This is a genomic window from Bosea sp. BIWAKO-01, from assembly GCF_001748145.1.
Classification (GTDB): domain Bacteria; phylum Pseudomonadota; class Alphaproteobacteria; order Rhizobiales; family Beijerinckiaceae; genus Allobosea.
Genome location: NZ_BCQA01000001.1, coordinates 2496655 through 2519843, shown reverse-complemented (window position 1 = coordinate 2519843; position 23189 = coordinate 2496655). Strand labels below are relative to the sequence as shown.

Sequence of the window (23189 nt, the reverse complement as noted above, 5' to 3'; positions counted from 1 at the left end):
TTTTACTGTAAAACGTTTAACAGGTTGATGCGGTGAGCACGAAACGTGTCACGATCAAGGAGGTAGCTGCGCTCGCTGGCGTGTCGATCGCCACGGTGTCGAACGTCTTCAGCGGCAACAAGCCGGTCAATGCCGATCTCCAGGAGCGGGTCCAGAAGGCGGCGCGTGAGCTGTCCTACCAGGTCGACCGCGCGGCCTCGCAGCTCCGCTCGGGACAGGCGAAGGTCGTGGGCGTGCTCGTGCCGGACCTGGACGACGTGTTCTTCACCTCGCTTGTCTCCCAGCTCGAAGTGATGGCGCAGGCCGACGGCTATGACATCATCGTCGCCAGCTCGCGTGACGATACCGCCTTGGAACAGTCAAGGCTGCGTGCCCTTCTGGCCTGGCGGCCTTCCGGCCTGATCGCGATACCCTGCAGCGACGACGTGCCCGCAGGACTTGATCGCGAGATCGGTCGGCTGCCCCTTGTTTTCGCGGATCGCGTTCCGCCCGAAGGCTGCATCGTAGACACGGTCGCGATCGACAATCGCGAAGCCGGCGAGATCGCGGCAAGGCATCTGCTGGGCAGGGGCCATCGCGATATCGTCGTCGCTGCCTCGAGCCTCGGCATTTCGCCGATCCGCGAGCGCACGCGCGGCGCTTGCGACCTGATCCGGGCGGCGATCGGTCGCGAAGCCGTCGTCGTCGAGCTCGGTTCCAATGCCGAACGCGGGGCTGGTGCCTTCCTGCACTGGCTCGAGCGGCACCCGCAGCCGAGCGCAGTCCTCGCGCTGACCAACGTCACGACGCTGAGCGCGCTATCGGCGCTGGCCCGCCTGCGGGTCGATATCCCCGATCCGGTCTCCGTGGTCGGTTTCGACGACTATCCCTGGATGAGCGCGCGCAAGACCGGCCTCACCGCAATCCGGCAGCCGATCGCGGAGATCGCCGCAGCCGTCTGGCAGCGCCTGCGCGCGCGCATGGCGGGCGACGGCTCGGCGCCACAACGCATCGTGCTGCAGACAAGCCTGCAGGTCCGCGAATCCGTTCGCGATCTCGTGCCCGGCGCGGCTGATGCCACCCTTTCCGACTGGATCGCGAGGACATGACAGAGCACTTCATTGGCATTGACGTCGGCACCGCGAGCGCCCGCGCGGGTATCTTCGACCGGAGCGGGCGGACGCTCGCGACGGCGAAGCACGGCATCGCGCTGTATCGGGACGGGCCGGACATCGCCGAGCAGTCGAGTGGTGACATCTGGAAATCCGTCTGCGCCTGCGTCCGCGAGGCCATGGCGACGGCACGGCTTGCGCCGGAGGCCATCGCAGGTATCGGCTTCGATGCGACATGCTCCCTGGTCGTGCTCGGGCAGAGTGGGGTTCCCCTGCCCGTCGGTCCCCACGGCGATCCGGACCGCAACATCATTGTCTGGATGGACCACCGTGCGCTCGATCAGGCCGAACGCATCAACCGCACGAACCATCCGGTGCTCGCCTATGTCGGCGGCACGATTTCGCCCGAGATGGAGACGCCCAAGCTGCTCTGGCTCAAGGAAAACCTGCCGGCCACCTATGATGCGGCCTGGCAGTTCCTTGATCTCGCCGACTTCCTGACCTGGCGGGCAACCGGCTCGCTGGCGCGCTCGACCTGCACGGTGACCTGCAAATGGACCTACCTCGCACATGAAGCGCGCTGGGATTCTGGCTATTTCCACCGGATCGGACTCGGCGATCTCGGCGAGGATGGCTTTGCCCGCGTCGGCACGGAGATCGTTCCCGGAGGCACTGCGCTTGCGCGGGGGCTGACCGAAAAGGCCGCGGCCGAGCTCGGGCTGAAGCCGGGCACTGCCGTTGCGGCGGGATTGATCGACGCTCATGCCGGCGGTGTCGGCTCGGTTGGTGTGCGCTCGTCGCACGGCACGGCACTGACCCGCATGGCCTATGTCTTCGGGACCTCCGCCTGCACCATGGCAAGCAGCCGCGAGCCGATCTTCATTCCCGGCGTGTGGGGCCCCTACTTCTCGGCAATGGCGCCTGATCTCTGGCTCAGCGAGGGCGGTCAATCCGGCGCCGGCGCCGCGATCGAACAATTGATCGGATTTCATCCGGCAGCGCCGGAGGCGCAGCAGCGTGCGGCGGCAGAACATTGCTCATTGCCGGACTGGCTCGCCGCGCAAGCCGCGATGCGGGTGCATGTCCCTTCAGAGGCCGCATATCTTGCGAAAGGTCTCGTCGTCGTGCCGGATTTTCTCGGCAACCGGTCGCCACATGCCGATCCGCAGGCCCGGGCCCTGATCGCAGGCCTTGGCATGGAACGCGATCTCGACCATCTCGTCGCGCTCTATGTCGCCGGGCTGACGGGCATCGGCTACGGCCTCCGGCAGATCATCGAGGCCAGCCGCGCCAAGGGGGCGACGATCGAAGCGATCGTGCTCAGCGGCGGCGCCGGCCGTACGCCGCTGATCCGGCAATTGCTTGCGGACTGTGCCGGGCTGCCCATGCTCGTTCCGGAGGAGGTCGATCCCGTCCTTCTCGGTTCCGCGATGCTCGGCGCGGCGGCAGCCGGAATATTTGAGGGCCTCGCGCAAGCCATGGACGAGATGGCACCGGGCGCCAGCGTCTTCGCCCCGGTTGGCGGCGACATCTCCCGGCTGCACGACAGGCGCTTTGCTGCCTTTGAAACGCTGCAGGCAGCCGCGCGCGCGGCGCGCGCTCTGCTGCAGGAGACGAATGATCATGCCGTGTCGGAGGCGATGACGTGACCCAGGAACTGGCCGGAAAAGTCGCCGCGATTACCGGCGCCGCATCGGGGATCGGATTGGCCTGCGCGAAACGGCTGCTCGTGGCCGGCGCGCGCGTCGTTCTCGTCGATCGCGACCGCGAAGCACTGGCCCGTGTCACCGAGCCTCTCGGCCCGGAAGCGATACCGCTCGTCGTGGACTTGGCCGATGCGGCCTCCGTCACCGGCATGATGCCGCAGATCCTCGAGCGGGCCGGAGGACTCGACATCTTCCACGCCAATGCCGGGGCCTATGTCGGCGGACCCGTCAGCGACGGAGATCCCGACGCCTGGGATCGCATGCTGCATCTCAACATCAATGCCGTATTCCGCAGCATCCACGCGGTGCTGCCGCATATGACCGCGCGCAAGACGGGCGATATCCTCGTCACCAGCTCGATCGCCGGCATTGTGCCAGTGGTGTGGGAGCCGATCTACACTGCCTCCAAACATGCGGTGCAGGCCTTCGTTCATACCCTGCGGCGCCAGGTCATTCCGCATGGGCTCCGTGTCGGGGCAGTCCTGCCGGGTCCGGTCGTGACCGCCCTCATCGCCGACTGGCCACAGGAGAAGCTCGAGGCGGAGCGCGCCAGGAGCGGTCTGATCGAAGCCGAGGAGGTCGCCGAAGCCGTCCATTTCATGCTGACCCGGCCGCGGAACGTCACCATCCGGGATCTCGTGATCCTGCCCCAGAGCACCGACCTCTAATCCGCATCCATGGCAGCCAGATATGTCGGCGGTTCAGCTTGGCTTCGCTCTGGTCAGGATGCTCGCACATGGCTGAGAACAAACAGGGCGAGCGCCGCAAGGGCCCCGACCGCTGCAACTGCGGCCGACAAAAGCAGCGCACCCGCGTCGCCATAGCGCGTGATCGTGGCCGCGTAGGCGATCGGCGCCGTGGCCGATAGCAGGAAGCTCGGGGCCACGAGTGTTCCAACGAAGCGTCCGTAACTCGCCGGATCGAACAGGATGAGCGGCACGGTTCCCCGCGTGATCGTCAGCAAGCCGTTGCCGGCGCCGTACATGAAGGCGAAGACAAGCGCAGCCTGCCATGTCGACACCGCCAGGAAGCCGGCGACGAAACTGACGAGCAGGACGACGGTGGCAAAGAGGTTGAGAGCAATGGGATCGACCCGGGCTCCGAACAGCACCTCGCAGAGGCGCGCCGCCGACTGGCCGATACCACGGAAACTCGCGGCCATGATTGCAGTCGACGCGCTCAATCCGAGGCCAACCATCATCGCAATCATGTGCGCCGACATTCCCGAATTCAGGAAGTTCGCCAGCGTCACGATCAAGGCAAACAGGCCTGCCGCCCAAACCTTCCGACGCGGGGTTTCGATGCGGCCGGTGCTGGACCGGGAGGACGAGATGATCGGCCGCGAGGCGACGGGCAATGTGGTCAGAAGCGGGATCGCCAGCAGAGAAATCGCAGCATAGGCGAACACGGCTCCCCGCCAGCCCAGGGTTTCCGCAAGAGCACTGCCGATCGGCCAGAAGACCGTCGAGGCCAGGCCTCCCAGAAGCGTGATCTGGGATATCGGGCGGCGCGCGTCGCTGCCCAACAACCGCGCCAGGGTGGCGAAGGCAGCGTCATAGAGCGACATGCGCATGCCCAATCCAAGCATGAACCAGGCCGTGAAGTAGAGCGCGAGATTGCCTCCCAGCGCGAGCAGGAGGCAGCCGAGCGCATTGAGCCACGCTCCGCCGATCATGACGGAGCGCCCGCCCCTCCGATCGATCAATGCGCCGATCGGCGCAGAGCTCAGCCCCATGACCAGGAGGGCAAGCGAATACCCTCCGTAGACCGCCTCGCGCGACCAGCCGGTATCCGCGACGATCAGGTTGCCGAATGCCCCGATCAGGTAATACGTCACCCCCCACGAGATGAGCTGCGTGAGACCGAGATTGAAGACAGCCCAACGGCGCATCATGCCGAGGCCGATGGATACGAACCGTCATCTGGCGGCGTAAGGGCTCCCTGGCCCAACGCCCTTTGCATCAGCACCGTGTCCAACCACCCTCCCAGCTTGAAGCCGATTGCCCGAAACGTGCCGACCGGTTCGAAGCCCATGCGACCGTGCAAGGCGATCGAACCGCGATTGTCGCTATTGCCGATGACGGCCACCATTTGGCGCCAGGGGCCCCTCTCACAGTGGTCGATGAGGGCGGCCAGGAGCCGGCTCCCAATGCCGCGCCCTGCCATTCCCGGCGCGACATAGACGGAATCCTCCACCGTATATCGATAGGCGGGCCGGGGCCGGTAGCACGTCGCATAGCAGTAGCCGACGACCGCTGCGTCGATTTCCGCCACCAGGAAGGGCAGGCCGAGATCGAGGACGGCAGCGCGCCTGGCCGCCAACTCCTCGAGCGAAGGCGCAACGGTCTCGAAGCTGGCGAGCCCATGCAGAACATGGTGCGCATAAATCTCCTGGATGGTCTCGAGGTCGCGCTCTTGCGCCGCGCGGATCGCGACCCTGGACGATGAGATGGCCGATGGCTGCGATGGGCATTCCGCCAGGCTGGGCATTGTTTCGCTCTTCGAAGATGGGTCCTGGCACCTTCGCTAGGCCTCCCCCGGGCATTAAGGAAGATTTGCCTGATTATGCGGAGCATGAGATATTCTTTGGGTGTCCAATCTCAGTCTCGACCAGCTGCAGGCCTTCGTCGACGTCGTGGAGCTGGGCAGCTTCACCGCCGCGGCTGAACGCCGAGGGCTCTCGCAGCCGGCCGTCAGCTTGCAATTGCGCCAGCTGGAGCGACGTCTGGGAGTGACGCTGATCGAACGGATCGGCCGCAAATGCCAGACAACCCCGGCGGGCGATGAACTCCTGGGCTATGCACACCAGATCGGCCGCCTGGTCGGCGGCGCGACCGAAGCCATGGCACGGCATGGCAAGGGCGCGATGGGACGTGTCAGGCTCGGGACAGGCGCGACGGCCTGCATCTATCTGCTGCCACCGGTGCTGAAGGAACTCCGCCGGAAATTCCCGACGCTCGAGATCACGGTCACCACCGGCAACACGACCGATTTTCTCAAGGCCATCGAGGAGAACGCGATCGATGTCGCATTGGTGACGTTGCCTGCGGCAGGCCGCATGCTGGACGTGACCCCGGTGCTCGACGACGAGTTCGTCCTCATCGCGCCGCAGGACATGCCGCTCCCCGCCAAGGTCGACCCGGCCTGGCTCGAAGGCCGCCCCGTTATCCTCTTCGAGCCCGGCGGGAGGACGCGCAGCATCGCCGATGCGTGGCTCTCTCAGGCGGGGGTGACGCTCAGGCCGATCATGTCCTTGGGGAGCGTGGAAGCCATCAAGGAACTCGTCGGAGCGGGGTTGGGCTGTGCCGTCCTGCCAGGCATGGCAGTCGCGGGGCACCGGGCTCCAACAGGGGTCGCGGTCCGGAGCCTGACCCCACCCCTCAAGCGCACCCTGGCGATCGTCGTCCGCCGTGACAAGAAGCTGCATAGAGGGCTCTCGGAAACGATCCGCGCACTAGGCAAACTGTCCGTCTGAGTATTTTCGGGCAGGGTCCGATGCCCCCGGTGTGCCTGCTGCGAAGCAGCGGCAAGCGCGGCAGTACCGGCGGTCAGCGATGATACAGGGAAGGGCGAACCGTGCCGGGACGCGTGCCGATGGCTGGCGCGAAGATCGAGATGGCCTTGGGGTGAACCTTGAAATGAGCCGGCGTTGCGGTGACGATCTCGCCGTCGGTGTTGATCGGCATGGGCCTCTTCGTCTCGATGTCGAACTCGACGCATTTCGCCGTGCGAACCTCGCGCCACGCACCGTGAGTTCCCGAGCGGAATGAACGCAGCATCAATGCCAGCTTCCAGAGGTTCTTCATCTCCAGGCTGTAGAGGTCGAGATGCCCGTCATCGATCTCGGCATCCTCCTGCACCACATTGCCACCGCCATAGTGCCGCCCGTTGCCCACCGCGATCTGATAGGTCTCGACGTCGATCGCCCGCCCCTTCTCCGTGATGGTCGCGCTGAACCTCGACGCCCGGGTCATGACCTTCATGGCCGCCAGCGCATAGCCCAGCCTTCCAAAACGCCTCTTCAGCACCGGATCGAGACTTTGCGCGAGCTCGCTGCTCAACCCGATGCTCGCGACATTGAAGAAGGCGTGCCCATTGACCGTGCCGACATCGACCGGGCGCGTTTCGCCACGCGCGATCACATCGGCGGCTCCAAGCAAATCCATGGGGATGTCGAGCGTTCGAGCCAGATCATTGGCCGTGCCCATCGGGACGATGCCCAGCGGCAGGCCGCTTTCCATCGCCGCGAGCGCCGCAGAGGACACCGAACCATCGCCACCACAAACGATGACAAGGTCCGCCATATGGCGCAGGCGTACGATATCGCGGGCGATCTCGGGCAACGCCTCGAAGGTTTCAACACTTACAGTGAGCCCACCGCCCTCCAGTCGTTCGAGCAGCGGCGTAATCGACTCCTGGCCACGCCGCGCCTTGGGATTGCGCAGCAGCAGCGCGCGCTTCTGGGTCAATTGGCTCATCGGCTCTTGGGTTGGCAGAACATCGGGCAAGGCAGGTGGGGAAGCTGCCCGCCGATTTCAACCGCAGGGCCCGATATCCGGCGCTCCGACCGGGGCTTGCCCTGATCGCAGGCGTGAGGCCATTGGGACATTGGGACTCGATCCGAAATCCGTTTCCGCCGGGTGGCGCAAGGGCGCGTTCCGGCAATCGCGAACGTCGTCAGGTCCGGCGGAAACCTCAGGCTGCTTCTGCCGACGGCCGCGGCTCGGTTGGTGCCGAACCCGGTCTCGCGCACAGGGCCAGCATGGCGCGCGCAATCTCGGCCTCACCCATGATCGTCAGCGTCGCACCGCATTTGGTCAAGTGCTCGACCTCCGCATCCGAATGCGCGCGGGCCACGATCGGCAGCGTCGGGTTGTCGCGCCGGGCCTGCTCGCAAACCTGGCCAGCCTCGAAGCTCTGCGGAATCGCCACGAAAAGCCGTTTGGCCCGCGCCACACCCGCAGCCGAAAGGACTTCGGGATCGGCCGCATTCCCGACGATGATCTCGGCCCCATCGCGCCTGGCCGCCTCGATCGCATCGGACTGGTCCTCGATCACCAGCAGTTTCTCGCCATGCGCGAGCAGCCCGGCCCCCAGCAACGAACCGACACGGCCGTAACCGACGACGATCATGTGCTCGGAAAGCGAGGTCGGCACGATATCCCGTTCGGGCTCAGGCGCCGGCGCGGGAGCCGCCACGCTCGGCTTCGGCTTCGCCGGCTGCGTCTCCGCGCTGATCTTCTCGACGATCGCGAACAGGACGGGGTTGAGCAGGATCGACAGGATCGCGCCGGCCAGGATCAGATCGCGCCCCTGCTCCGGCAGGATCGCGAGCGAAACGCCGAGCCCGGCCAGGATGAAGGAGAACTCGCCGATCTGCGCCAGACTGGCCGATATCGTCAGCGCCACGGCATTCGACCGGCCGAAGGCTCGCACGATCAGCCAGGCCGCGACCGATTTGCCGATCAGGATGATTGCGAGCGTCGCGAGCAGAGGGCCCGGCGCGCGCAGCAGAATGCCCGGATCGAACAACATACCGACCGAGACGAAGAACAGCACCGCGAAGGCATCGCGCAGCGGCAGGGATTCTTCGGCGGCGCGCTGGCTGAGCGGCGACTCGCTCAAGATCATGCCCGCGAAGAAAGCACCAAGTGCGAACGAGACACCGAACAGGCTGGCTGCCAGGAAGGCGACACCGAGAGCGACCGCGAGCACCGCCAGCCGGAACAGCTCGCGCGAGCCGGTATGGGCGACCCAGTGCAGGCACCAGGGAATGACGCGGCGCCCGACGATGAGCATGAACGCGACGAAGGCGATGACCTTGGCCAGCGTCAGCCCGAGCACGCCCCACAGCCCCAGATCGAACTGGGCCGCAAGCGGGCTCGGAGCACCCGGTCGCGCGCCATTCAGAGCATCGGCGACCGCCGGAATCAGGACCAGCGCGAGGACCATGGCGAGATCCTCGACGATCAGCCAGCCGACCGCGATCTTGCCCTTCTCAGTCTGGACGAGGCGGCGTTCCTGGAGCGCCCGCAACAGCACGACCGTACTCGCCACCGACAAAGCGAGGCCGAAGACCACACCTGCGACCCATGTCCAGCCCAGCAGCAAGCCGAGGCCGAGGCCCAGCAAGGTCGCGACGCCGATCTGAACAATGGCGCCCGGCACCGCGACTGCTTTGACGGAAAGCAGGTCCTTCAGCGAGAAATGCAGGCCGACGCCGAACATCAACAGGATGACGCCGATTTCGGCGAGCTGATTGGCAAGCCCCTGATCCGCGACGAACCCCGGGGTAAACGGCCCGACCGCGACGCCCGCGAGCAAATAGCCGACGAGAGGAGGGAAGCGGAATTTCTGGGCAAGCGCCCCGAAGACGAAAGCAAGCCCGAGGCCCGCGACAAGAATGGCGATCAGCGGGCCGTGATGCATTGGTCTCCCGGAGCGGTGAGTGATGAAAAGGGGTTGTCAGACCATGGCGGGCGGAGGGTGGAATTTCAACCGCCGCGCGCCGACCCTCTCGCTTCAGGCAGCAATAATATTGCCGATCGTGCCCGGCGAATTGTCGCAATGGGTCATTGCGACGGCCTGATGGTGAACGGAAACTTTACGAACGCGAAGCGTTCCGGCAGCGCCCGCAACCTGTGATCAGGAGTGTGGCTTCTCGAGCAGGACCTGTCCCTGCTTCTCGACCCCGAGCTTGAGCTTCTCGGCGAAGACCGCGAGCACCCAGGGCAACATCACCTCGATGCGGACAAGCGTCTCCTCGACCTCGAGCTTGCCCCTGACGGTATAGCCGAGTGCGGCGACGCCGAACTGGACGGTATTCCCGTCCCAGTTCTCCTCGACCAGCTGCATCTTCACCATGCCGAGCTTGTCGCGGATGCGGTCGATGCCGCTGCGCAGCCGGTCCAGGGCGGCCTCCCGTCCGAGGTCGTGAGAAACGGTGATGCTGACAGGCTTGGCCATGGCGCTCTTCAATCAGGACGACTGACTGTCATGTGATGTATCGCCGCGCGATATCCAGAGGCACCCCCGGCCAATGATGGCCATGAGACCGGTTTTGGCCGATAGGGCCTCCGCTCACCCCGAGAAGGCGCTGGAGCACAGCGAGCGCGAGGCCTGGGTATGTGCGAGCCACCAATAGTTGCGCTCGCTCAGCGCCCGGTGGCCGCGCGTGGTAACACGCCACAGGCCATCGGCCGGCTCCACGAATCCCCGCTGCCGCAGCGACAGCAACACGGCATCGTCGAAGATGAAGTGCTTGGTTTCCTCGTCGAGGCTTTCAAGGGCAATCCATTCCGGGTCGGTCATGATGGGGTTGCACTGCATCTGAAGGTGCTGTGTTTCCATGATCATCTCCTTAGTCGATCCCGATCGGATGATGACGACCTCGCATCCAATCTGGGCACCCTCGTGACCGGAAGTCGGCCTCAACAAGCCTTAGCCGGCAGGCTCGGCACATTTCCGTGAACGCTGACGGAACTCTGTCGCTGCAGCATCGTTCAGTTTGCACACCCGAAACGAGAGACTGGAGTGTCCGCGATGGCGACCAACAATGCGTTTCCGCCCGACATGCCGAAGGATTGGGACGAGGTAGAGGATGAGGCCAAGCGTGCCGGCAATACGATCCGCGCCAAGGCGGCCGATCTCGCTGGGACCGTCAAGGATGGCTATGATCGCGCCAAGGACGCGATCCGCGATGTCGATCCCGGCGAGGCAGGGCAGTACGCCCAGGAAAAGGGCGAGGTTGCCCTGCGCGCCATCCAACGCCATCCGGTCGTCGCCTTCGGCCTCGGCGCCCTCAGCGTCGGCTTGATCGCCTGGGCGAGCATGCGACCCGCACGACCGCAATGGGAGCCCCACTACGGGCGCCTGCGCCGGCTCTTCTCCGATTACGGCGGAGACGACATGATCAAGGCGGGGAGAGATTCGATGAAAGCCGGGGAAAGCTGGCTGCAATCGTCAGGCAACATCGCCCAGGATTATGCCCGTGACGGCAGCCGCCTGCTGGCGAAACGGACGGAGAAGGAACCACTTGCAGCGTTGCTCGGCATTGGCATCGCCGTCTATGTGCTCGGCTCGCTGCTGACGTCGTCAAGCGAGCCTGCGCCGGCCCCGGTGCGACGCCGCAGCACGAAACGCTAGAGCATCGGCCCGAGAAGGGGATCGCGGCTTTCGGGCAAGCCGATGCAACAGAAGCTCAGATCATTGGACAGGATACGAGATCCGGTCTGATGATCTAAAAAATATGACCGGGCGCAATCTGCAGCCGGTCAGCCAATGCGCACTTCAAACAAAATCCGGGAGGCGGAAGCCTCCCGGATTTGGAATCTCACCACCAGTAGCCGGGACGGCCATAGTAATAGCCGCGGCCGTAATAGGGACGGGACGCTGCGGCACCGACAATCGCGCCGCCGACGACGCCCGCGGCAACGCCGGCAGTCACAGCACTGGCGGTCTCATTCGATGCACGGCGGTTCTCGACATAATTGGCAGAACGGCACTGCTGATAAGCGCGTGTGCCCGGACGGAAGCCCTGAGCTTCGCAGGTGATTTCTGCGTCGGCCATCGATTCCTGTGCGGTCTGGCAGCCGGCCAGCCCCGCGGCCAGAAGCCCCACGACAATAAGAGAACGCATCAATATATCCTTTTTCAGCCACCCAAGACCGCCAATTCGCATGAAAACTATCGCTACGGCAACCGTCAAGGCAGACGAGATATTAAGGTTTCCGCATGTGTGGCGTCGGAGTTACGCCTGCTAGCGGCGGGCTTTCTGCGCCGGCTTCTCCGGGGCAGCCTTTCCGGAACGGGTCAGCGAGGTGATCGCGAGCGCCGGCTTGCCGGACTTCTCCGCGATGATCTGGTCCTGTTCCATGATGGCCTCGCGCGCCGGTTCGTCACCATCGAGCCCACCGAGCAGGTCGGAGGGAACCCGCCGGTTCGACGAGCGCGAGCCATCAGAATAGACGATGTCGAACATGACGAACTCGGCATCGAGCGGTTTGGATTTCTTGCGGGCCATGGTCGATCCTTATGCGAAAGGCCGCCGGCTGCGGCGCGATGGGCCTGCGGCTCTTGAAGCGACCTGAGTGAAAGCGGCCCCGGGATAGAACACCTGCGTCCGCGGTTCAATGCGATCGTCCGCGGCGGCCTGTTTCCCGAAATTGCAGCCAGGCGGCTGATCGTGCGAAATGTGATATGGCCACACACAGGCCTTCAGGAAAGACCCCGATGCTACTGCGCCCGATACTGCTCCTGTCGATGCTCGCACTCACCGCCTGCGCCGTTCCGAACTCGCGCTCCAATGCAGTGGTCGTGACCGACAACAAGGCAATCGTTGAATCCTGCAAGCAGATTGCGGAGATCAACGGCGATTCGACCATCAATCAGACCCTGCTGATCGATAGCGCCCGCGACAGCGCCCTGGCCCGGCTGAAAATCCGCGCCGCCGAAGCCGGCGGGACCCATGTCGTCTCACCGGTGGCGACCCATACCTGGAAAGGTCCCAGCACGGCTGGCACCGTCTATAAGTGCTGACACCTCGCCCGGTGACTCGGTCCTGACGTCCCGGCCAGAACGGACCTAGCCGAGGCGCCGGACGACCTTCTCACCATGCGGCCAGGGACCGCGCGCCCGCCCGGAGCGCTTCACGTAAGGCACGTACCGATACCCGGACAAGACCGGGGCCGGAAACTCCGGCACCGGATCGAAGATCCAGCACTGCCGCCTGATCCGTTCCGCTTCGGTCTGCGCCTCGGCACAGGCCATGATCTGGGAGCGCTCCCAGAAAGCCTCGGCGCGCGACGACAGTGCAGCAAGGATTGTCGCTGCAGCAAGGCCGCTCAACAGAACTCTGCTCATGAGACAGTCATGGATTGGAGCCTCTTCGGTCTGCGCACCCGTCTCGCACCCCCAGCATAACATCGCCTGCGTCTTACCGGGTCGTAAACACCACACTCGAAAATCTTCGGCGGTCTTCGGCCACAGCAACGAAACTCTTCGCTTGACGATGAAACCGAGCCCGGCCCAGCTTCACCTCCATAACGTAATGGGGGCCGAATCGATGCGGCGGCACGTTTCGAAAATCGGTGCCGCATTTTGCGTCTTCGCCGGCCTGGCAGCGGGCCCGGCATTTGCGACAGAAGGCGGCGCTAGTCTTTATGTCCCGGGTTTGCGCGGACCTCTGTCGGGCCTGGTGCCGCCGCCGGGCTTCTATTTCCAGAATGATTTCTACAGCTATTCCGGCAGCTTGCCGGGTTCCCGCCGTCTCCAGCTCGGCGGAGCCGTCCTCAGCGATGTCAAGGTCGAGGCGCGGATCGACTTCGTGACACCGACCTGGGTGACCCCGCTCGAAATCCTGGGCGGCAATCTCGGCTTTGCAGTGACCTTGCCCTTCGGCGTCCCGAGGATCAGCGCCGGAGCCCTGGTTGCCGCGCCGCGGCTGGGGCGCGTCTTCGCCTTCAGCCAGCGCGATGCCACCTTCAACATCGGCGATCCCATCGTCACCAGCTTCATTGGCTGGCATTCCGGCAATTTCCACTGGACCACCGGCGTTGCCGTCAACATTCCCGCCGGCGCCTATCAGGAAGGCCAGTTGTCGAATGTCGCGCTCAACCGCTGGATTGGCGACCTCTACGGCGCTGTGACCTATCTCAACACGACCACGGGACTTGAAATCTCGGCCGCAGGCGGATTCGAGATCAACGGCACGAACAACGCCACCGACTACAACAGCGGCAACGCCATTCACGCCGATCTTTCGATCAGCCAGTACCTGAGCAAGGACTTCTCGATCGGCGTGCAGGTCGGCCATTACCAGCAGGTGAGCGGGGATAGCGGCAGCGGCGCTTCGCTGGGCCCGTTCAAGGGGCGTACCACCGCGATCGGCGGTACCATCGGCTATAATTTCGAGGTTGGTGGCGTCCCGATCTCCACGCGATTGAAGGTCCTTCGCGAGGTGGGGGTCGAGAACCGCCCGCGCGGTACGATCGGGCTCTTTACGGTCGCCTTCCCGCTCGGAGGACAGGCGGCTCCGGCAGCGCCCAGGCCGACCATCGTCAAGCACTGAGCCTACGCTCGGGCGAGAGCCCTGGTCCGTCAGGCGATCCCGAATTTTGCCGGCCACGGACGCGGACGCAGCGTCGGCGTCAAAACGCCGCTCTCGCTCCGCGAAGGCTGCGCCAAGGCCACGCGCTCACGCTGGTCGGTGTCGCCGGCATGCCAGGCTGCGGTGCCGGCTGCCTGCGGGGAATCTTGTCATTTCCGTCCACCGAGCCAAGATGCGACGCTGTCACTTGCTGCGGCCGGGCCGGCCTTGCATGACATCATTGCGACAGCAGCGGGCCTCATCATGCCGGCGCGATGCCGACGCCCAGGCAATGTGAAGGAACACCATGATGGACAAGGGCCCTGAAGCCAGTTCGCGGACCGCGATCGATGGCGAGATCGGAATTCTCGCACGCCGCAAGATCGAGGCCGGGATCATCGCGCCGATCTACGAGGTCATGCGTGAAAAGCTGGGCGAAGAGCTGGCACAATCCATTCTCGACACGGCGATCAGGCGGGCCGCCATTGAAACCGGCAAGGCCTTTGCCGCCAAGACACCGGGAGGTTCGACGCTGCGCACCTTCCAGGAGCTCCAGGATCTCTGGACGCAGGACGATGCGCTGACGATCGAGGTCATCAAGGCCACCGACGCGGAATTTCACTACAACGTCAAACGGTGCCGCTATGCCGAGACCTATCGGGAGATGGGCCTCGGCCATATCGGCCATCTGCTCTCGTGCAATCGCGACGGCGTCTTTTGCACGGGTTACGACCCACGGATCTCGCTGGAACGCAGCCAGACTGTGATGGAGGGCGCGTCGCACTGCGATTTCAAGTATCGTTTCTCGGATAAGCCCGACACCGCCCCGGAGTGAGCGGCACCGCCTTCCTGCGACCTCGCTTCACCGGCCGGCCCGCCGCAGGACAGGATGCGGCTCGAGCCTGGGCCCGGGGGTCGAGCCAGATTGTCGCAGCGGAGGAACGCTGGAGCGGGCTCGCGGTTTCACCCGGTTGTGACTGGCGAAAGGAGCGACAGATGCCCAGCAAGGACAGCGCCCAGCGGGAAATCCGCAAGATCGCCTATGCGCTCTGGATGGAACAGGGCCAGCCGGACGGTCGCGATCGCGAGCATTGGGAAGCGGCCAAGGTCATTTGGGCCTTCCGCAACCATGAAGCCGGCGGAAAACCAGACGGCGATACGACGCTAGAGACCCGCTCTCACGCGGCTCGCCCGTTGCCGGATCGCAGATAGTGCTCGGCTAGCTGATAGTAGCGCTCGGCCTCGACGCGATGCCCAGCCAAGGCCTCGGCATCACCGAGCTTCATGGCACGCTCATAGTGCTGACGCGTGCCCTGAAGCGGCGTTTGCTCAGCGCGCGCGGGCTGCGACATCCGATGCGGACGCGGACGCGACGGGCTGGAGTAGGTGCGAGGCATCGTTGCTTCTCCCTATCCTAGGATCTCAGCCACGATCTTGCGGAGCTCCTCACGGCTGAGGCCACAGGGTTCGGGCTTCCAGTTCGGATCTGCCCTGAGCGGGGCAATGGCATTTTTACTCAAGATTCCGGGGCGCGTACGCGCCTCAATAGGCTTCGTTTCAATGGTCTTGTGCATGTAGGTCCATGGGCCAGGCGGCGAGGCCGCAAGGCATTCGTGTTGGAGAATCGTCGAGCGAAATGCATGCGACGGGCACGCTGCATCGAGGCAGCGATCAAACGTCGAAGGGATACGGGGTGAGGCTCCGCGCTCTCTGAGGAGACATGGGCCAAGCCGAGCATTTCTAAGTCGACCCGATACTGCTAGCCGAACAATGTGGCGAATTCAGGTTGTCGGAACGCCGATCGAGCGACCGGCGTCCCTTTGCGGTAGCCAGGGCCATCATCCGCACCAACTGTCGGGCGGCACGCCTTGCGCGCCACGGCCAGGCGTCGCTCAAAAGCCAGGACCTTCGTCGCTTGCCGGGGAACAAGCGCCGCCAGCATCATGGCACTCCTCCCGGGGGAGACCCAACATGATCGGATGGCTCATCCTCGCCTTCATCAGTGGGCTTCTGCTCGGAGACATCATCGGCGCGCGTCGATGGCAGCGTCGGGCGGACGAAGCCCTGCAACTTGCAGCGCAGTCTCTCCTGCTTGTCCGCCGCTCGGGACCGACCGGCAACCCGAAATGATGCCGTCTGGCTCTCGCCCTTGACGGCGCACTCCATTCAAGCCCCCGGGCCGCTCCCGATCATGCAGATCCGGTGAATACTGGGTCAGGAGTTGCTGCGGCTGAAGCCGAAGGGGAAAGGCGATGTCCGCCCTGGGGAAAGAGGCTGCCGCCCTCCCGAACAGCAGCCTCCTCCCGCAGAACGGCGTTCCCCCGAGATTATTACTAGCCCTGTGCTCTCTCCCGGCTGGCCGTACGATTCCACACGCTTCAGCCGGCCGGCAACTAGACTTTATGCTGCATACAATCGATCTGCCGTGTTGAGCCTCGCAACTTCCACGCGCGCCGCGCCGGGCCGATCGCTCCCGTCAGTTCCCCCCGACCGCGATGGTGAGGCGATGGAGACGACGCCTAAACTGAACACTCCGGCGCGGCGATCAATCTGGCGGGCGGGTTTCCGCGATATGCCGGGCCCCAAAGCCTAAGGGCCCGGCGCCCCATTCGAAGAGCCGGGCCCTGTTCAAGGCTATGCGATTGAGCTTATTTCGCGAAGCGGCCTTCATATTTGAACTGCGGCGCCGCCTTCAGCTGGTCCTTGGTGGCGTTGATCCTGGCATTCCACTTCTTGTCCGTCGCATTCCAGGTGATGGCGAGCGCGTTGGGGCTGACCGCAACGTAGTGGGTGCCCATACCAAGGAAGCCGCCGACCGACAGAATGTAGGAGGCGAGGGAATTACCGGCGATGACAACATCCTCGATCTCACCCACATTCTCGTCACCGGCATTCTTGACGTTGAGCCCCTTGAGACTGCTGGTCAGGGCGGATGCTTCGTTCACCGAGACGAAGACCGGAGCCTGAGCCGGAGTGGGAGCGGTCTGCGCGAAAGCGGCGCTGGAAAGCACGGTCGCGGCGAGAGCAAGAGCGATGGGGCGCATTTTTGGGATAACCTTCTTGTTGGGCCACAGTCGGAGACCGCTGCGGCGTGACAGAGAGGTAATTCCCGGCCTGCCGATCGGTTCCGGGACTATCTGCAGTGCGACAAGAGGGCTCATGGCTCGGTCGGAGCTCTGACATCTGCATCGCGCGCCTGGATGTTCGCAGCAGCGCGCGGAGGAGCGCCGCTCCAGGAGATCACGATTTTCAGGAAGGACTGATCCGATCCTTGCCTCGGGCGTTTAGCCGGCAGGAGGAACGGCCATGAAACATGATCTCATGCTCGAGGCGTTCACCGCGGTGCTTGCGACGGCCGCGGTAAGTTCGGCTTCCGCCCAGTTGGCCACGATCGACGAAGCGTCCTTTCTGCAGGCCTTCGAAGGACGCTTCACCGGCACCGGGAAGCTCGAAAATGCGGGCGGATCGAGCCATCAACTGAGCTGCGAATTCGATGGCGATCAGCAGGGCTCCCGGGTCACTCTAAGCGGCCGGTGCTCGACCGCGCTGGTCCTCTCCACGACTGTGAAGATCGATCTGCGCTATGATCCCCGGACGCAGCGCTATGATGGTGAGTTCCGCGAGAGCAAGGGCACTGTCGCAAACCTCGCCGGCACGCGTCGCGGTGACAATCTCGCATTGTCCTTCCGCGAGACGGCGGAGAGCGTTCGGCCCAATCCGCCGGCCATGCTGACGATCAGCCGGCACGCCGAGGGGTTGGCCCTGGTGCTCAGAGCGAGCCAGCCGGGGCAAGGGCAGAACCTCGACCTGCGGCTCAGCGGAAAACGGCGCGGCCCTTGAGAACCCGGGGCTTGGCGAAGGGCCATTCGCGTATAATCTTGCCCCATGACCAGATCTCTTCATCTCCTCGGCTCGATCGCGGCATTGGCGCTCACGGCCTGCACGGCGACCGGTCAACCGTCCGGCGCCGCTCCGCCAAGTCCCTGCTCGCCCGAGGGAGCCAAGGGCCTTGCAGGGCAGATCGGCAAGAGCGACGCCGAGGTCCTGCGTGCGACCGGCGCAAGCGTCGTGCGACGCCTTTCACCCGGCTCGCCCATGACGATGGATTATCGGCGGGAGCGGGTGACGATCGAGGTGGATGGCAGTGGAAAGATCCTGCGGGCGCTCTGCGGCTGACCCTGAACAGCGCTCCCAAGCGGGGCTGCCACGGCTCGGAGCGATCAGGCCCCTGGCGGGATGATGGCGGACAGGGAGGGATTTGAACCCCCGATACCCTTGCGGGTATGCCGCATTTCGAGTGCGGTGCATTCAACCACTCTGCCACCTGTCCGCGGTCGCCTTCGGTCGAAGCGGGCTGGTTACTACACGCCACATCGGATGGTTACAAGCCTCCTCGCTGTCATAAATCCGACGAATCTGAAGCCTCGCGACTTGACCTGAAGAGCTGCCCCGACTATCGAGCCTCGTCCGGCGTGGGGAAACCCGCGCCTGATCTCTTTTGCGTGTCCGGCTCCGCGTTGCGGCATCCGGCATGATCTCAAGAGTGAACCCGACCACGTAACGACTGCCAAAAAGCCGTCCCGCATGCGCCTCGCGAGGCCATGACAGGGCGGGGCTGAACATGGAGAACAACGATGTTCGCAGTCATCAAGACCGGCGGTAAGCAGTTCCGCGTCGCCGCGAACGATGAAATCACCATTGCCAAGCTCGAAGGCGAGCCTGGCGATACCGTTGCCTTCGGCAACGTCCTGATGCTGACCGACGGCGAGAAGTCGACGCTCGGCGCGAAGGAACTGGCCGAAATCACCGTTGCCGGTGAGATCGTGCGCCAGGCCCGCGGCGAGAAGGTCATCGCCTTCAAGAAGCGCCGCCGCCAGAACTCGAAGCGCAAGCGTGGCTTCCGCGCCGAGCTGACGATCGTGCGCATCACCGACATCCTCACGGGCGGCAAGAAGCCCGAGATGAAGAAGGGTGACGCTTCGACCGTTGCCGTGAAGGCCGCCGCCAGTGCCGTCAAGGGCAAGGCGAAGGCTGAAGCCAAGGCCGAGGCGCTCGACGCCTCGAACCTCTCGCTGATCTCGGGCGTCGGCCCGACCATCGAGAAGAAGCTGCGCGCTGCCGGCATCACCTCCTGGAACGACATCGCCGCCTGGTCAGAGGCCGACGTCGCCAAGTGGGACGAAGAGCTCAAGCTGCGTGGCCGCGCCACCCGCGAGGAGTGGGTTGTTCAGGCCAAGGAACTCCTGGCCGGCAAGCCCCCGCGCGCCAAGGTCGACCAGGCCGAACAGGCTTCCGGCGAGGACTACTGACAGCTCCTGTCAGGCAGTCTTCGGCTTTCATCTCCGAACCCGGTGGCTTTTGCCGCCGATTCGGGTTAGAGAGACAACAGTAGTTTCGAGGTAGGGCGTTATGGCTCACAAAAAAGCAGGCGGCTCGTCGCGCAATGGTCGCGACTCCGAAAGCAAGCGTCTCGGCGTGAAGCGCTTCGGCGACCAGGCGGTCGTGGCCGGCAACATCATTATTCGTCAGCGCGGCACCAAGTGGCATGCCGGCGTGAACGTTGGCATGGGCAAAGACCATACGCTCTTTGCGACGACCAATGGACGAGTCCGATTCACGACGAAACTCGGCCGAGCTTTCGTGAACGTAGTCCCGGCCCAAGAGGCCGCAGAGTAAAAGGCGGATAGGGAAGTTCCTTGATCCGCCGGTTCCATCGAACCGATCGGATCAAGGGCAAGGCCCGACAAGGGTCTCCCAAAGGTCAAGCGAAAGGGGAGATGGGACCAAAGTCCCAGCTCCCTTTTTTCGTTTGCGCCGACGGAGAGACCGATGTTCCCCGAATTGACCCGCGACGATGTCTTCCGGCTCGAGACCCGCCGTCTCTGGCTGCGTTGGCCGCGTATGGCGGACGCTTCCGCCATCCTGCGCCAGGCTGGGGAGAAAGCCGTGGCCGAGATGACGGCCTCGATCCCGCATCCCTATCCGGCGGATGCGGTCGAGCCCTTCATCTTCGCCATGCGCAAGGGCAATGCGCTCGGCGAGCATCTGGCGCTGGCGATCACGCCACGCTCCAGGCCGAACGAGCTCATCGGCATGATCGGCGCCCATAAGCAGGCGACCGGCATCCCCTTCATCGGCTACTGGCTCGGCACCCCGCATTGGGGCAAGGGCTACACGACCGAGGCCGCCCAGGCTCTGATCGACACGCTCTTCACCTTGCTCGACATTCCGGCGATCGAGGCGGACACGCGCGTCATCAATCCGGCCTCACGCCGGGTACTGGAGAAGTCCGGCTTCCGGCAGGAGGGCTCCTTCCTGAAGTCGCTGCCGGCTCGCGGCGGGCTGTTCCCCTGCGAGCAGTACCGGCTCGACCGCTCGACCTGGGCTGCCCTGAAGAGCTGGGGAGCAACGGGCTGGACCCACGCGCCCGAGATCGAGACCCCTGGCGAGTTCTGCGTCGCCTGAAACGAAACAGCCCCGGCAGATGATGCCGGGGCTGATTGCTGTTGGCCGTGAGCCCCAGGCTTACTTGACGAAGTTGCCGCCAAGCTCGTCATCGATATGGGCGCGGATGATCTCCTCGAAGCTCGCTTCCGCCTTGAAGCCGAGCGCGGTCGAGCGCTGCGGGTTGAAGTTGCGCGGCCAGCCGGCAACGATGCCATCGATGACCGGGTCCGGAACCCGCTTGATCCGCTTCACCACATTCTCACCCGCGACCTTGCGCAACGCCTCGATCTGCTCCGCCACGGTGCAGGAATAGCCGGGCATGGTCAGGGTGCGGCGAGGCCCGATGGCGCCGGTATCCATCGTCGCGGCATGGACGAGGAAGCCGACGGCCGAACGCGGCGAGGCATGCCAGTGCCGGACCTGATCGGAAACCGGCAGCACCCCCTCTTCGCCGTTCAGCGGCTCGCGGATGATGTTGGAGAAGAAGCCGGACGCGGCCTTGTTCGGCTTGCCCGGACGCACGCAGATCGTCGGCAGACGAATTCCGACACCCTCGAAGAAGCCGCGGCGGGAGTAATCGGACAGCAGCAGCTCGCCGATCGCCTTCTGCGTCCCGTATGAGGTCAGCGGCGTGGTGAAGAACTCATCCTCGATCTTCTCATGGAAGGGCGCGCCGAAGACTGCGATCGAGGAGGTGAAGACGACGCGCGGCTTGTAGCCGCCGCCGACCTTGCGGATCGCTTCGAAGAGATGGCGCGTGCCGTCGAGATTGATCCGGTAGCCCTTGTCGAAATCGGCCTCGGCTTCGCCCGAGACGATCGCCGCGAGATGGACGATTAGGTCAGGGCGTGAAGCGATCAGCGACTCGGCCTCCCCCTCGTTCGACATGTCGGAGACCACGACGTCGAAGATGAAGGGTGCTGCGGCTGGCGCGCTTGCGGCGACGACATCCTGCGCCGTGATCTTGGTGACCGGCTTGCCGCCGAGCTGACCGTCATGGGCCAGTCTTTCGATGAACTTGCGGCCGACCATGCCGGCGCCACCGAGAACGAGAATATGCATGGGGATTTCCTGGTGTGTGTTGTTGATCAATGTGGCAGGCGCCCGCCGAGTTCATCCTCGATATGGACGCGGATGATCTCGTCGAAATCCTTCTCGGCCCGGAAGCCGAGCCCAAGCGCGCGCCTGGCTTCGAAGCCGGTCGGCCAGCCGGCGACGATCTCGGTGACTGCCTTGTCCGGAGCGCGGCGGATCAGATTGACCGCCTTCTCGCCGGCCACGCGTCGCAGCGCCGCGATCTGCTCGCCGACCGAGCAGAATACGCCAGGCATGGTCAGATTGATCCGCGGGCCGAGGGCTTCGCGGTCCAACCCGGCTGCATGGAGCAGGAAGCCGACGGCCGAACGCGGACTCGCATGCGTGAAGACGAGATCTTCGCCGACCGGCAATGACGCCTCCAGCCCGACCAGCGGCTCGCGGATGATGCTGGAGAAGAAGCCCCCGGCCGAGGCGTTCGGCTTGCCCGGACGTATGGCGATCGACGGGAAGCGGATACCGACACCGTCGACGAGACCCCGCCGCGTGTAATCCGCGAGCAGCAGCTCGCCGATCGCCTTCTGCGTCCCGTAGGAGGTCAGCGGTGTGGCATGGAACTCGTCCGGGATCACTTCTGGATAGGGCGCGCCGAACACGCCGCTCGACGAGGTAAAGACGAGACGGGGCACATAGGAGCCACGATCCTTCCGTCCTTCCCGCCGGATCGCCTCGAGCAGGGTCCGTGTCCCGTCGAGATTGATCCGATAGCCCTTGTCGAAATCGCGCTCGGCCTCGCCGGAGATGATCGCAGCAAGATGGAAGATCGCGAGCGGGCGGGCCCCGATCAGCTCCGTGGCGATGGCAGGATCGCCGAAATCCTCGGTGCGAATCTCGACTTCGCCAGCAAAGCCCCGCGGTGTCTCCGGCGTAACGACGTCGGTCAGCGTCAGCTTGCTGATGGCCCTGCCCGCGCAGGCACCGTCGACCGCCAGCTGCGCTGCGAGCTTGCGGCCGACCATGCCGGCCGCACCTGTCACCAGGACGTGCATCGACGCGTCCTTCCCTGCGTCAGAGCGCGAAGCCACCATCGGCGAGATGAATCTGCCCGGTGGTGTAGCTCGACTCGTCGGAACCCAGATACACGGCAAGCCAGGCGATTTCCTCGGCCGTGCCGAGCCGGCCCATCGGCTGGCGGTCAATGAAGGCCTGGCGCGCAGCCGCCTCGGTCGTCTTGGTCACGTTGGCGAGATCGGCGATGCGCTGGTCGAGCGAAGGTGACTGGATCGTGCCCGGGCAGATCGCGTTCGCGCGAACGCCCTTCTTGATATAGTCGGCTGCAACCGCCTTGGTCAGGCCGATCACGGCCGCCTTGGTCGCGCCGTAGACATAGCGGTTCGGAATGCCGCGCACCGAGCCGGCGCCCGAAGCGATATTCACGATGGAGCCCGCGCCCTTCGCCAACATTCCCGGCAGGAAGGCCTTGGTCGTGCGATGCATCGACTTGACGTTGAGGTCGAAGGAAAAATCCCAGGCCTTGTCGTCGCAGTCCAGGACGGTACCGTGGTGAACGAAGCCGGCGGCATTGACGAGGATGTCGATCGGTCCGATCTTCTCGGCGAAAGCGTCGACGGCCTTGCTCGAGAGAACGTCGAGCTTGCGCTTCTTCGCCTTGGGGATGCCCTCCAGCAGCGCAACATCCTTGTCTGTTGCCCAGACCGTCGCACCCTCCCTGACGAAGGCTTCCGCGATCGCCCGGCCGATGCCCTGCCCCGCGGCCGTGACGACTGCGACCTTGCCCTTCAAACGTCCTGCCATGTCCTTGGT

29 protein-coding genes and 1 tRNA gene are annotated in these 23189 nt (G+C 64.6%); 15 read left to right on the top strand and 15 right to left on the bottom strand.

Annotation, left to right across the window (positions count from 1 at the left end):
- The first annotated feature begins 32 nt into the window (after window positions 1–32).
- The 3 genes from BIWAKO_RS11650 to BIWAKO_RS11640 are packed head-to-tail and all read left to right on the top strand — an operon-like array spanning window position 33 to window position 3465.
- Window positions 33–1088: a LacI family DNA-binding transcriptional regulator gene (locus BIWAKO_RS11650; protein WP_069878816.1), complete on the top strand. Its 1056-nt coding sequence runs from the start codon at window positions 33–35 to the stop codon at window positions 1086–1088.
- Complete coding sequence (locus tag BIWAKO_RS11645; RefSeq protein WP_069878815.1) at window positions 1085–2740, top strand: FGGY-family carbohydrate kinase; 1656 nt, start codon at window positions 1085–1087, stop codon at window positions 2738–2740. The genes BIWAKO_RS11650 and BIWAKO_RS11645 overlap by 4 nt, the downstream gene beginning before the upstream one ends.
- Window positions 2737–3465, top strand: a complete 729-nt coding sequence (locus tag BIWAKO_RS11640; RefSeq protein WP_069878814.1) for an SDR family oxidoreductase — start codon at window positions 2737–2739, stop codon at window positions 3463–3465. Before BIWAKO_RS11645 ends, BIWAKO_RS11640 begins: the two co-directional genes overlap by 4 nt.
- A 53-nt stretch (window positions 3466–3518) precedes the next feature.
- Here the strand turns inward: BIWAKO_RS11640 and BIWAKO_RS11635 are convergent, their stop codons facing one another.
- Together BIWAKO_RS11635 and BIWAKO_RS11630 are read right to left on the bottom strand one after the other, a co-directional pair.
- The gene (locus tag BIWAKO_RS11635) at window positions 3519–4691 is read right to left on the bottom strand and encodes an MFS transporter (RefSeq protein WP_069878813.1); all 1173 of its coding nucleotides are present in this window, start codon (window positions 4689–4691) and stop codon (window positions 3519–3521) included.
- A complete protein-coding gene (locus BIWAKO_RS11630; RefSeq protein WP_069878812.1) occupies window positions 4688–5287 on the bottom strand; it encodes a GNAT family N-acetyltransferase in 600 nt (199 codons plus the stop codon). The genes BIWAKO_RS11635 and BIWAKO_RS11630 overlap by 4 nt, the downstream gene beginning before the upstream one ends.
- A 100-nt stretch (window positions 5288–5387) precedes the next feature.
- Here BIWAKO_RS11630 and BIWAKO_RS11625 point away from each other — a divergent pair, with 100 nt between their 5' ends.
- On the top strand, window positions 5388–6272 hold the full coding sequence (locus tag BIWAKO_RS11625) for a LysR family transcriptional regulator (protein ID WP_069878811.1): 885 nt from the start codon (window positions 5388–5390) through the stop codon (window positions 6270–6272).
- 73 nt (window positions 6273–6345) lie between these two features.
- On the opposite strand, the gene BIWAKO_RS11620 is transcribed toward BIWAKO_RS11625, so the two are convergent.
- The 4 genes from BIWAKO_RS11620 to BIWAKO_RS11605 all read right to left on the bottom strand — a co-directional run bounded on the left by BIWAKO_RS11620 (window position 6346) and on the right by BIWAKO_RS11605 (window position 10147).
- Window positions 6346–7275: a lipid kinase gene (locus tag BIWAKO_RS11620; protein WP_069878810.1), complete on the bottom strand. Its 930-nt coding sequence runs from the start codon at window positions 7273–7275 to the stop codon at window positions 6346–6348.
- A 217-nt stretch (window positions 7276–7492) separates the two neighbouring features.
- Window positions 7493–9226 (bottom strand): YbaL family putative K(+) efflux transporter, encoded by a 1734-nt coding sequence (gene ybaL / locus BIWAKO_RS11615; RefSeq protein WP_069878809.1) that lies wholly within the window; start codon window positions 9224–9226, stop codon window positions 7493–7495.
- Between the two features lie 216 nt (window positions 9227–9442).
- Window positions 9443–9763, bottom strand: coding sequence for a polyhydroxyalkanoic acid system family protein (locus BIWAKO_RS11610; RefSeq protein WP_069878808.1), 321 nt, complete (start codon window positions 9761–9763; stop codon window positions 9443–9445).
- Window positions 9764–9877: 114 nt separating this feature from the next.
- The gene (locus tag BIWAKO_RS11605; RefSeq protein WP_141740046.1) at window positions 9878–10147 is read right to left on the bottom strand and encodes a hypothetical protein; all 270 of its coding nucleotides are present in this window, start codon (window positions 10145–10147) and stop codon (window positions 9878–9880) included.
- Between the two features lie 192 nt (window positions 10148–10339).
- Between BIWAKO_RS11605 and BIWAKO_RS11600 the strand changes: the two genes are divergently transcribed.
- Window positions 10340–10942 carry a hypothetical protein gene (locus BIWAKO_RS11600; protein WP_069878806.1) on the top strand — a complete coding sequence of 201 codons (603 nt, stop codon included), beginning with the start codon at window positions 10340–10342 and terminating at the stop codon, window positions 10940–10942.
- Window positions 10943–11129: 187 nt separating this feature from the next.
- Here the strand turns inward: BIWAKO_RS11600 and BIWAKO_RS11595 are convergent, their stop codons facing one another.
- A complete protein-coding gene (locus BIWAKO_RS11595) occupies window positions 11130–11435 on the bottom strand; it encodes a hypothetical protein (RefSeq protein WP_084651267.1) in 306 nt (101 codons plus the stop codon).
- A gap of 120 nt (window positions 11436–11555) precedes the next feature.
- On the bottom strand, window positions 11556–11819 hold the full coding sequence (locus BIWAKO_RS11590; protein WP_069878805.1) for a hypothetical protein: 264 nt from the start codon (window positions 11817–11819) through the stop codon (window positions 11556–11558).
- A gap of 209 nt (window positions 11820–12028) precedes the next feature.
- Between BIWAKO_RS11590 and BIWAKO_RS11585 the strand changes: the two genes are divergently transcribed.
- On the top strand, window positions 12029–12334 hold the full coding sequence (locus BIWAKO_RS11585) for a hypothetical protein (RefSeq protein ID WP_069878804.1): 306 nt from the start codon (window positions 12029–12031) through the stop codon (window positions 12332–12334).
- A gap of 45 nt (window positions 12335–12379) precedes the next feature.
- Here BIWAKO_RS11585 and BIWAKO_RS11580 read toward each other — a convergent pair whose 3' ends face one another.
- Window positions 12380–12658, bottom strand: coding sequence for a hypothetical protein (locus BIWAKO_RS11580; protein WP_141740045.1), 279 nt, complete (start codon window positions 12656–12658; stop codon window positions 12380–12382).
- A gap of 202 nt (window positions 12659–12860) precedes the next feature.
- Between BIWAKO_RS11580 and BIWAKO_RS11575 the strand changes: the two genes are divergently transcribed.
- From BIWAKO_RS11575 to BIWAKO_RS34190, 3 genes are all read left to right on the top strand, one after another.
- Entirely contained in the window at window positions 12861–13865 is a 1005-nt protein-coding gene (locus BIWAKO_RS11575) for a SphA family protein (RefSeq protein ID WP_069882385.1), read from the top strand.
- A 328-nt stretch (window positions 13866–14193) separates the two neighbouring features.
- A complete protein-coding gene (locus BIWAKO_RS11570) occupies window positions 14194–14718 on the top strand; it encodes an L-2-amino-thiazoline-4-carboxylic acid hydrolase (protein ID WP_069878802.1) in 525 nt (174 codons plus the stop codon).
- A gap of 161 nt (window positions 14719–14879) precedes the next feature.
- Window positions 14880–15095: a DUF2934 domain-containing protein gene (locus tag BIWAKO_RS34190; protein WP_074471533.1), complete on the top strand. Its 216-nt coding sequence runs from the start codon at window positions 14880–14882 to the stop codon at window positions 15093–15095.
- Here BIWAKO_RS34190 and BIWAKO_RS35305 read toward each other — a convergent pair.
- Window positions 15062–15280 (bottom strand): DUF4167 domain-containing protein, encoded by a 219-nt coding sequence (locus BIWAKO_RS35305; RefSeq protein ID WP_141740044.1) that lies wholly within the window; start codon window positions 15278–15280, stop codon window positions 15062–15064. The genes BIWAKO_RS34190 and BIWAKO_RS35305 overlap by 34 nt on opposite strands.
- A gap of 574 nt (window positions 15281–15854) precedes the next feature.
- Here BIWAKO_RS35305 and BIWAKO_RS35930 point away from each other — a divergent pair.
- Window positions 15855–16013 carry a hypothetical protein gene (locus tag BIWAKO_RS35930; protein WP_176733303.1) on the top strand — a complete coding sequence of 53 codons (159 nt, stop codon included), beginning with the start codon at window positions 15855–15857 and terminating at the stop codon, window positions 16011–16013.
- A 518-nt stretch (window positions 16014–16531) separates the two neighbouring features.
- Here BIWAKO_RS35930 and BIWAKO_RS11565 read toward each other — a convergent pair.
- Complete coding sequence (locus tag BIWAKO_RS11565) at window positions 16532–16927, bottom strand: PRC-barrel domain-containing protein (protein WP_069878801.1); 396 nt, start codon at window positions 16925–16927, stop codon at window positions 16532–16534.
- Between the two features lie 262 nt (window positions 16928–17189).
- Between BIWAKO_RS11565 and BIWAKO_RS11560 the strand changes: the two genes are divergently transcribed.
- Window positions 17190–17723: a hypothetical protein gene (locus tag BIWAKO_RS11560; protein ID WP_069878800.1), complete on the top strand. Its 534-nt coding sequence runs from the start codon at window positions 17190–17192 to the stop codon at window positions 17721–17723.
- Window positions 17724–17768: 45 nt separating this feature from the next.
- A complete protein-coding gene (locus BIWAKO_RS11555) occupies window positions 17769–18059 on the top strand; it encodes an I78 family peptidase inhibitor (protein WP_069878799.1) in 291 nt (96 codons plus the stop codon).
- A 64-nt stretch (window positions 18060–18123) separates the two neighbouring features.
- On the opposite strand, the gene BIWAKO_RS11550 is transcribed toward BIWAKO_RS11555, so the two are convergent.
- A tRNA-Ser gene (locus tag BIWAKO_RS11550) sits at window positions 18124–18213 on the bottom strand.
- Window positions 18214–18517: 304 nt separating this feature from the next.
- On the opposite strand from BIWAKO_RS11550, the gene rplU reads away from it, so the two are divergent.
- The 3 genes from rplU (at window position 18518) to BIWAKO_RS11535 (ending at window position 20348) form a co-directional block, all read left to right on the top strand.
- A complete protein-coding gene (gene rplU / locus BIWAKO_RS11545; RefSeq protein WP_069878798.1) occupies window positions 18518–19192 on the top strand; it encodes a 50S ribosomal protein L21 in 675 nt (224 codons plus the stop codon).
- 100 nt (window positions 19193–19292) lie between these two features.
- Entirely contained in the window at window positions 19293–19559 is a 267-nt protein-coding gene (rpmA, locus tag BIWAKO_RS11540) for a 50S ribosomal protein L27 (protein ID WP_043241804.1), read from the top strand.
- A gap of 153 nt (window positions 19560–19712) precedes the next feature.
- Window positions 19713–20348 carry a GNAT family N-acetyltransferase gene (locus tag BIWAKO_RS11535; protein WP_069878797.1) on the top strand — a complete coding sequence of 212 codons (636 nt, stop codon included), beginning with the start codon at window positions 19713–19715 and terminating at the stop codon, window positions 20346–20348.
- Window positions 20349–20408: 60 nt separating this feature from the next.
- Here the strand turns inward: BIWAKO_RS11535 and denD (BIWAKO_RS11530) are convergent, their stop codons facing one another.
- Genes denD (BIWAKO_RS11530) through BIWAKO_RS11520 form a run of 3 tightly spaced genes read right to left on the bottom strand, consistent with a single transcriptional unit; the run spans window position 20409 to window position 23180 of the window.
- The gene (gene denD, locus BIWAKO_RS11530) at window positions 20409–21392 is read right to left on the bottom strand and encodes a D-erythronate dehydrogenase (protein WP_069878796.1); all 984 of its coding nucleotides are present in this window, start codon (window positions 21390–21392) and stop codon (window positions 20409–20411) included.
- A 26-nt stretch (window positions 21393–21418) separates the two neighbouring features.
- Window positions 21419–22414 (bottom strand): D-erythronate dehydrogenase, encoded by a 996-nt coding sequence (gene denD, locus BIWAKO_RS11525; protein ID WP_069882384.1) that lies wholly within the window; start codon window positions 22412–22414, stop codon window positions 21419–21421.
- Window positions 22415–22433: 19 nt separating this feature from the next.
- Window positions 22434–23180 (bottom strand): SDR family oxidoreductase, encoded by a 747-nt coding sequence (locus BIWAKO_RS11520; protein WP_069878795.1) that lies wholly within the window; start codon window positions 23178–23180, stop codon window positions 22434–22436.
- Window positions 23181–23189: the final 9 nt, after the last annotated feature.

What these genes read in the sequence shown, in the direction of transcription:
- BIWAKO_RS11635 (WP_069878813.1), bottom strand. Translation starts at nt 4,691, where the DNA reads ATGATGCGCCGTTGGGCTGTCTTCAATCTCGGTCTCACGCAGCTCATC.
- BIWAKO_RS11605 (WP_141740046.1), bottom strand. Translation starts at nt 10,147, where the DNA reads ATGGAAACACAGCACCTTCAGATGCAGTGCAACCCCATCATGACCGAC.
- rpmA (WP_043241804.1), top strand. Translation starts at nt 19,293, where the DNA reads ATGGCTCACAAAAAAGCAGGCGGCTCGTCGCGCAATGGTCGCGACTCC.
- BIWAKO_RS34190 (WP_074471533.1), top strand. Translation starts at nt 14,880, where the DNA reads ATGCCCAGCAAGGACAGCGCCCAGCGGGAAATCCGCAAGATCGCCTAT.
- BIWAKO_RS11630 (WP_069878812.1), bottom strand. Translation starts at nt 5,287, where the DNA reads ATGCCCAGCCTGGCGGAATGCCCATCGCAGCCATCGGCCATCTCATCG.
- BIWAKO_RS11555 (WP_069878799.1), top strand. Translation starts at nt 17,769, where the DNA reads ATGACCAGATCTCTTCATCTCCTCGGCTCGATCGCGGCATTGGCGCTC.
- BIWAKO_RS11595 (WP_084651267.1), bottom strand. Translation starts at nt 11,435, where the DNA reads ATGCGTTCTCTTATTGTCGTGGGGCTTCTGGCCGCGGGGCTGGCCGGC.
- BIWAKO_RS35305 (WP_141740044.1), bottom strand. Translation starts at nt 15,280, where the DNA reads ATGCCTCGCACCTACTCCAGCCCGTCGCGTCCGCGTCCGCATCGGATG.
- BIWAKO_RS11535 (WP_069878797.1), top strand. Translation starts at nt 19,713, where the DNA reads ATGTTCCCCGAATTGACCCGCGACGATGTCTTCCGGCTCGAGACCCGC.
- denD (WP_069882384.1), bottom strand. Translation starts at nt 22,414, where the DNA reads ATGCACGTCCTGGTGACAGGTGCGGCCGGCATGGTCGGCCGCAAGCTC.
- BIWAKO_RS11580 (WP_141740045.1), bottom strand. Translation starts at nt 12,658, where the DNA reads ATGAGCAGAGTTCTGTTGAGCGGCCTTGCTGCAGCGACAATCCTTGCT.
- BIWAKO_RS11565 (WP_069878801.1), bottom strand. Translation starts at nt 16,927, where the DNA reads ATGCGCCCCATCGCTCTTGCTCTCGCCGCGACCGTGCTTTCCAGCGCC.
- BIWAKO_RS11620 (WP_069878810.1), bottom strand. Translation starts at nt 7,275, where the DNA reads ATGAGCCAATTGACCCAGAAGCGCGCGCTGCTGCTGCGCAATCCCAAG.
- ybaL (WP_069878809.1), bottom strand. Translation starts at nt 9,226, where the DNA reads ATGCATCACGGCCCGCTGATCGCCATTCTTGTCGCGGGCCTCGGGCTT.
- BIWAKO_RS11590 (WP_069878805.1), bottom strand. Translation starts at nt 11,819, where the DNA reads ATGGCCCGCAAGAAATCCAAACCGCTCGATGCCGAGTTCGTCATGTTC.
- BIWAKO_RS11600 (WP_069878806.1), top strand. Translation starts at nt 10,340, where the DNA reads ATGGCGACCAACAATGCGTTTCCGCCCGACATGCCGAAGGATTGGGAC.
- BIWAKO_RS11520 (WP_069878795.1), bottom strand. Translation starts at nt 23,180, where the DNA reads ATGGCAGGACGTTTGAAGGGCAAGGTCGCAGTCGTCACGGCCGCGGGG.
- BIWAKO_RS11585 (WP_069878804.1), top strand. Translation starts at nt 12,029, where the DNA reads ATGCTACTGCGCCCGATACTGCTCCTGTCGATGCTCGCACTCACCGCC.
- BIWAKO_RS11575 (WP_069882385.1), top strand. Translation starts at nt 12,861, where the DNA reads ATGCGGCGGCACGTTTCGAAAATCGGTGCCGCATTTTGCGTCTTCGCC.
- denD (WP_069878796.1), bottom strand. Translation starts at nt 21,392, where the DNA reads ATGCATATTCTCGTTCTCGGTGGCGCCGGCATGGTCGGCCGCAAGTTC.
- BIWAKO_RS35930 (WP_176733303.1), top strand. Translation starts at nt 15,855, where the DNA reads ATGATCGGATGGCTCATCCTCGCCTTCATCAGTGGGCTTCTGCTCGGA.
- BIWAKO_RS11610 (WP_069878808.1), bottom strand. Translation starts at nt 9,763, where the DNA reads ATGGCCAAGCCTGTCAGCATCACCGTTTCTCACGACCTCGGACGGGAG.
- BIWAKO_RS11560 (WP_069878800.1), top strand. Translation starts at nt 17,190, where the DNA reads ATGAAACATGATCTCATGCTCGAGGCGTTCACCGCGGTGCTTGCGACG.
- rplU (WP_069878798.1), top strand. Translation starts at nt 18,518, where the DNA reads ATGTTCGCAGTCATCAAGACCGGCGGTAAGCAGTTCCGCGTCGCCGCG.
- BIWAKO_RS11645 (WP_069878815.1), top strand. Translation starts at nt 1,085, where the DNA reads ATGACAGAGCACTTCATTGGCATTGACGTCGGCACCGCGAGCGCCCGC.
- BIWAKO_RS11570 (WP_069878802.1), top strand. Translation starts at nt 14,194, where the DNA reads ATGGACAAGGGCCCTGAAGCCAGTTCGCGGACCGCGATCGATGGCGAG.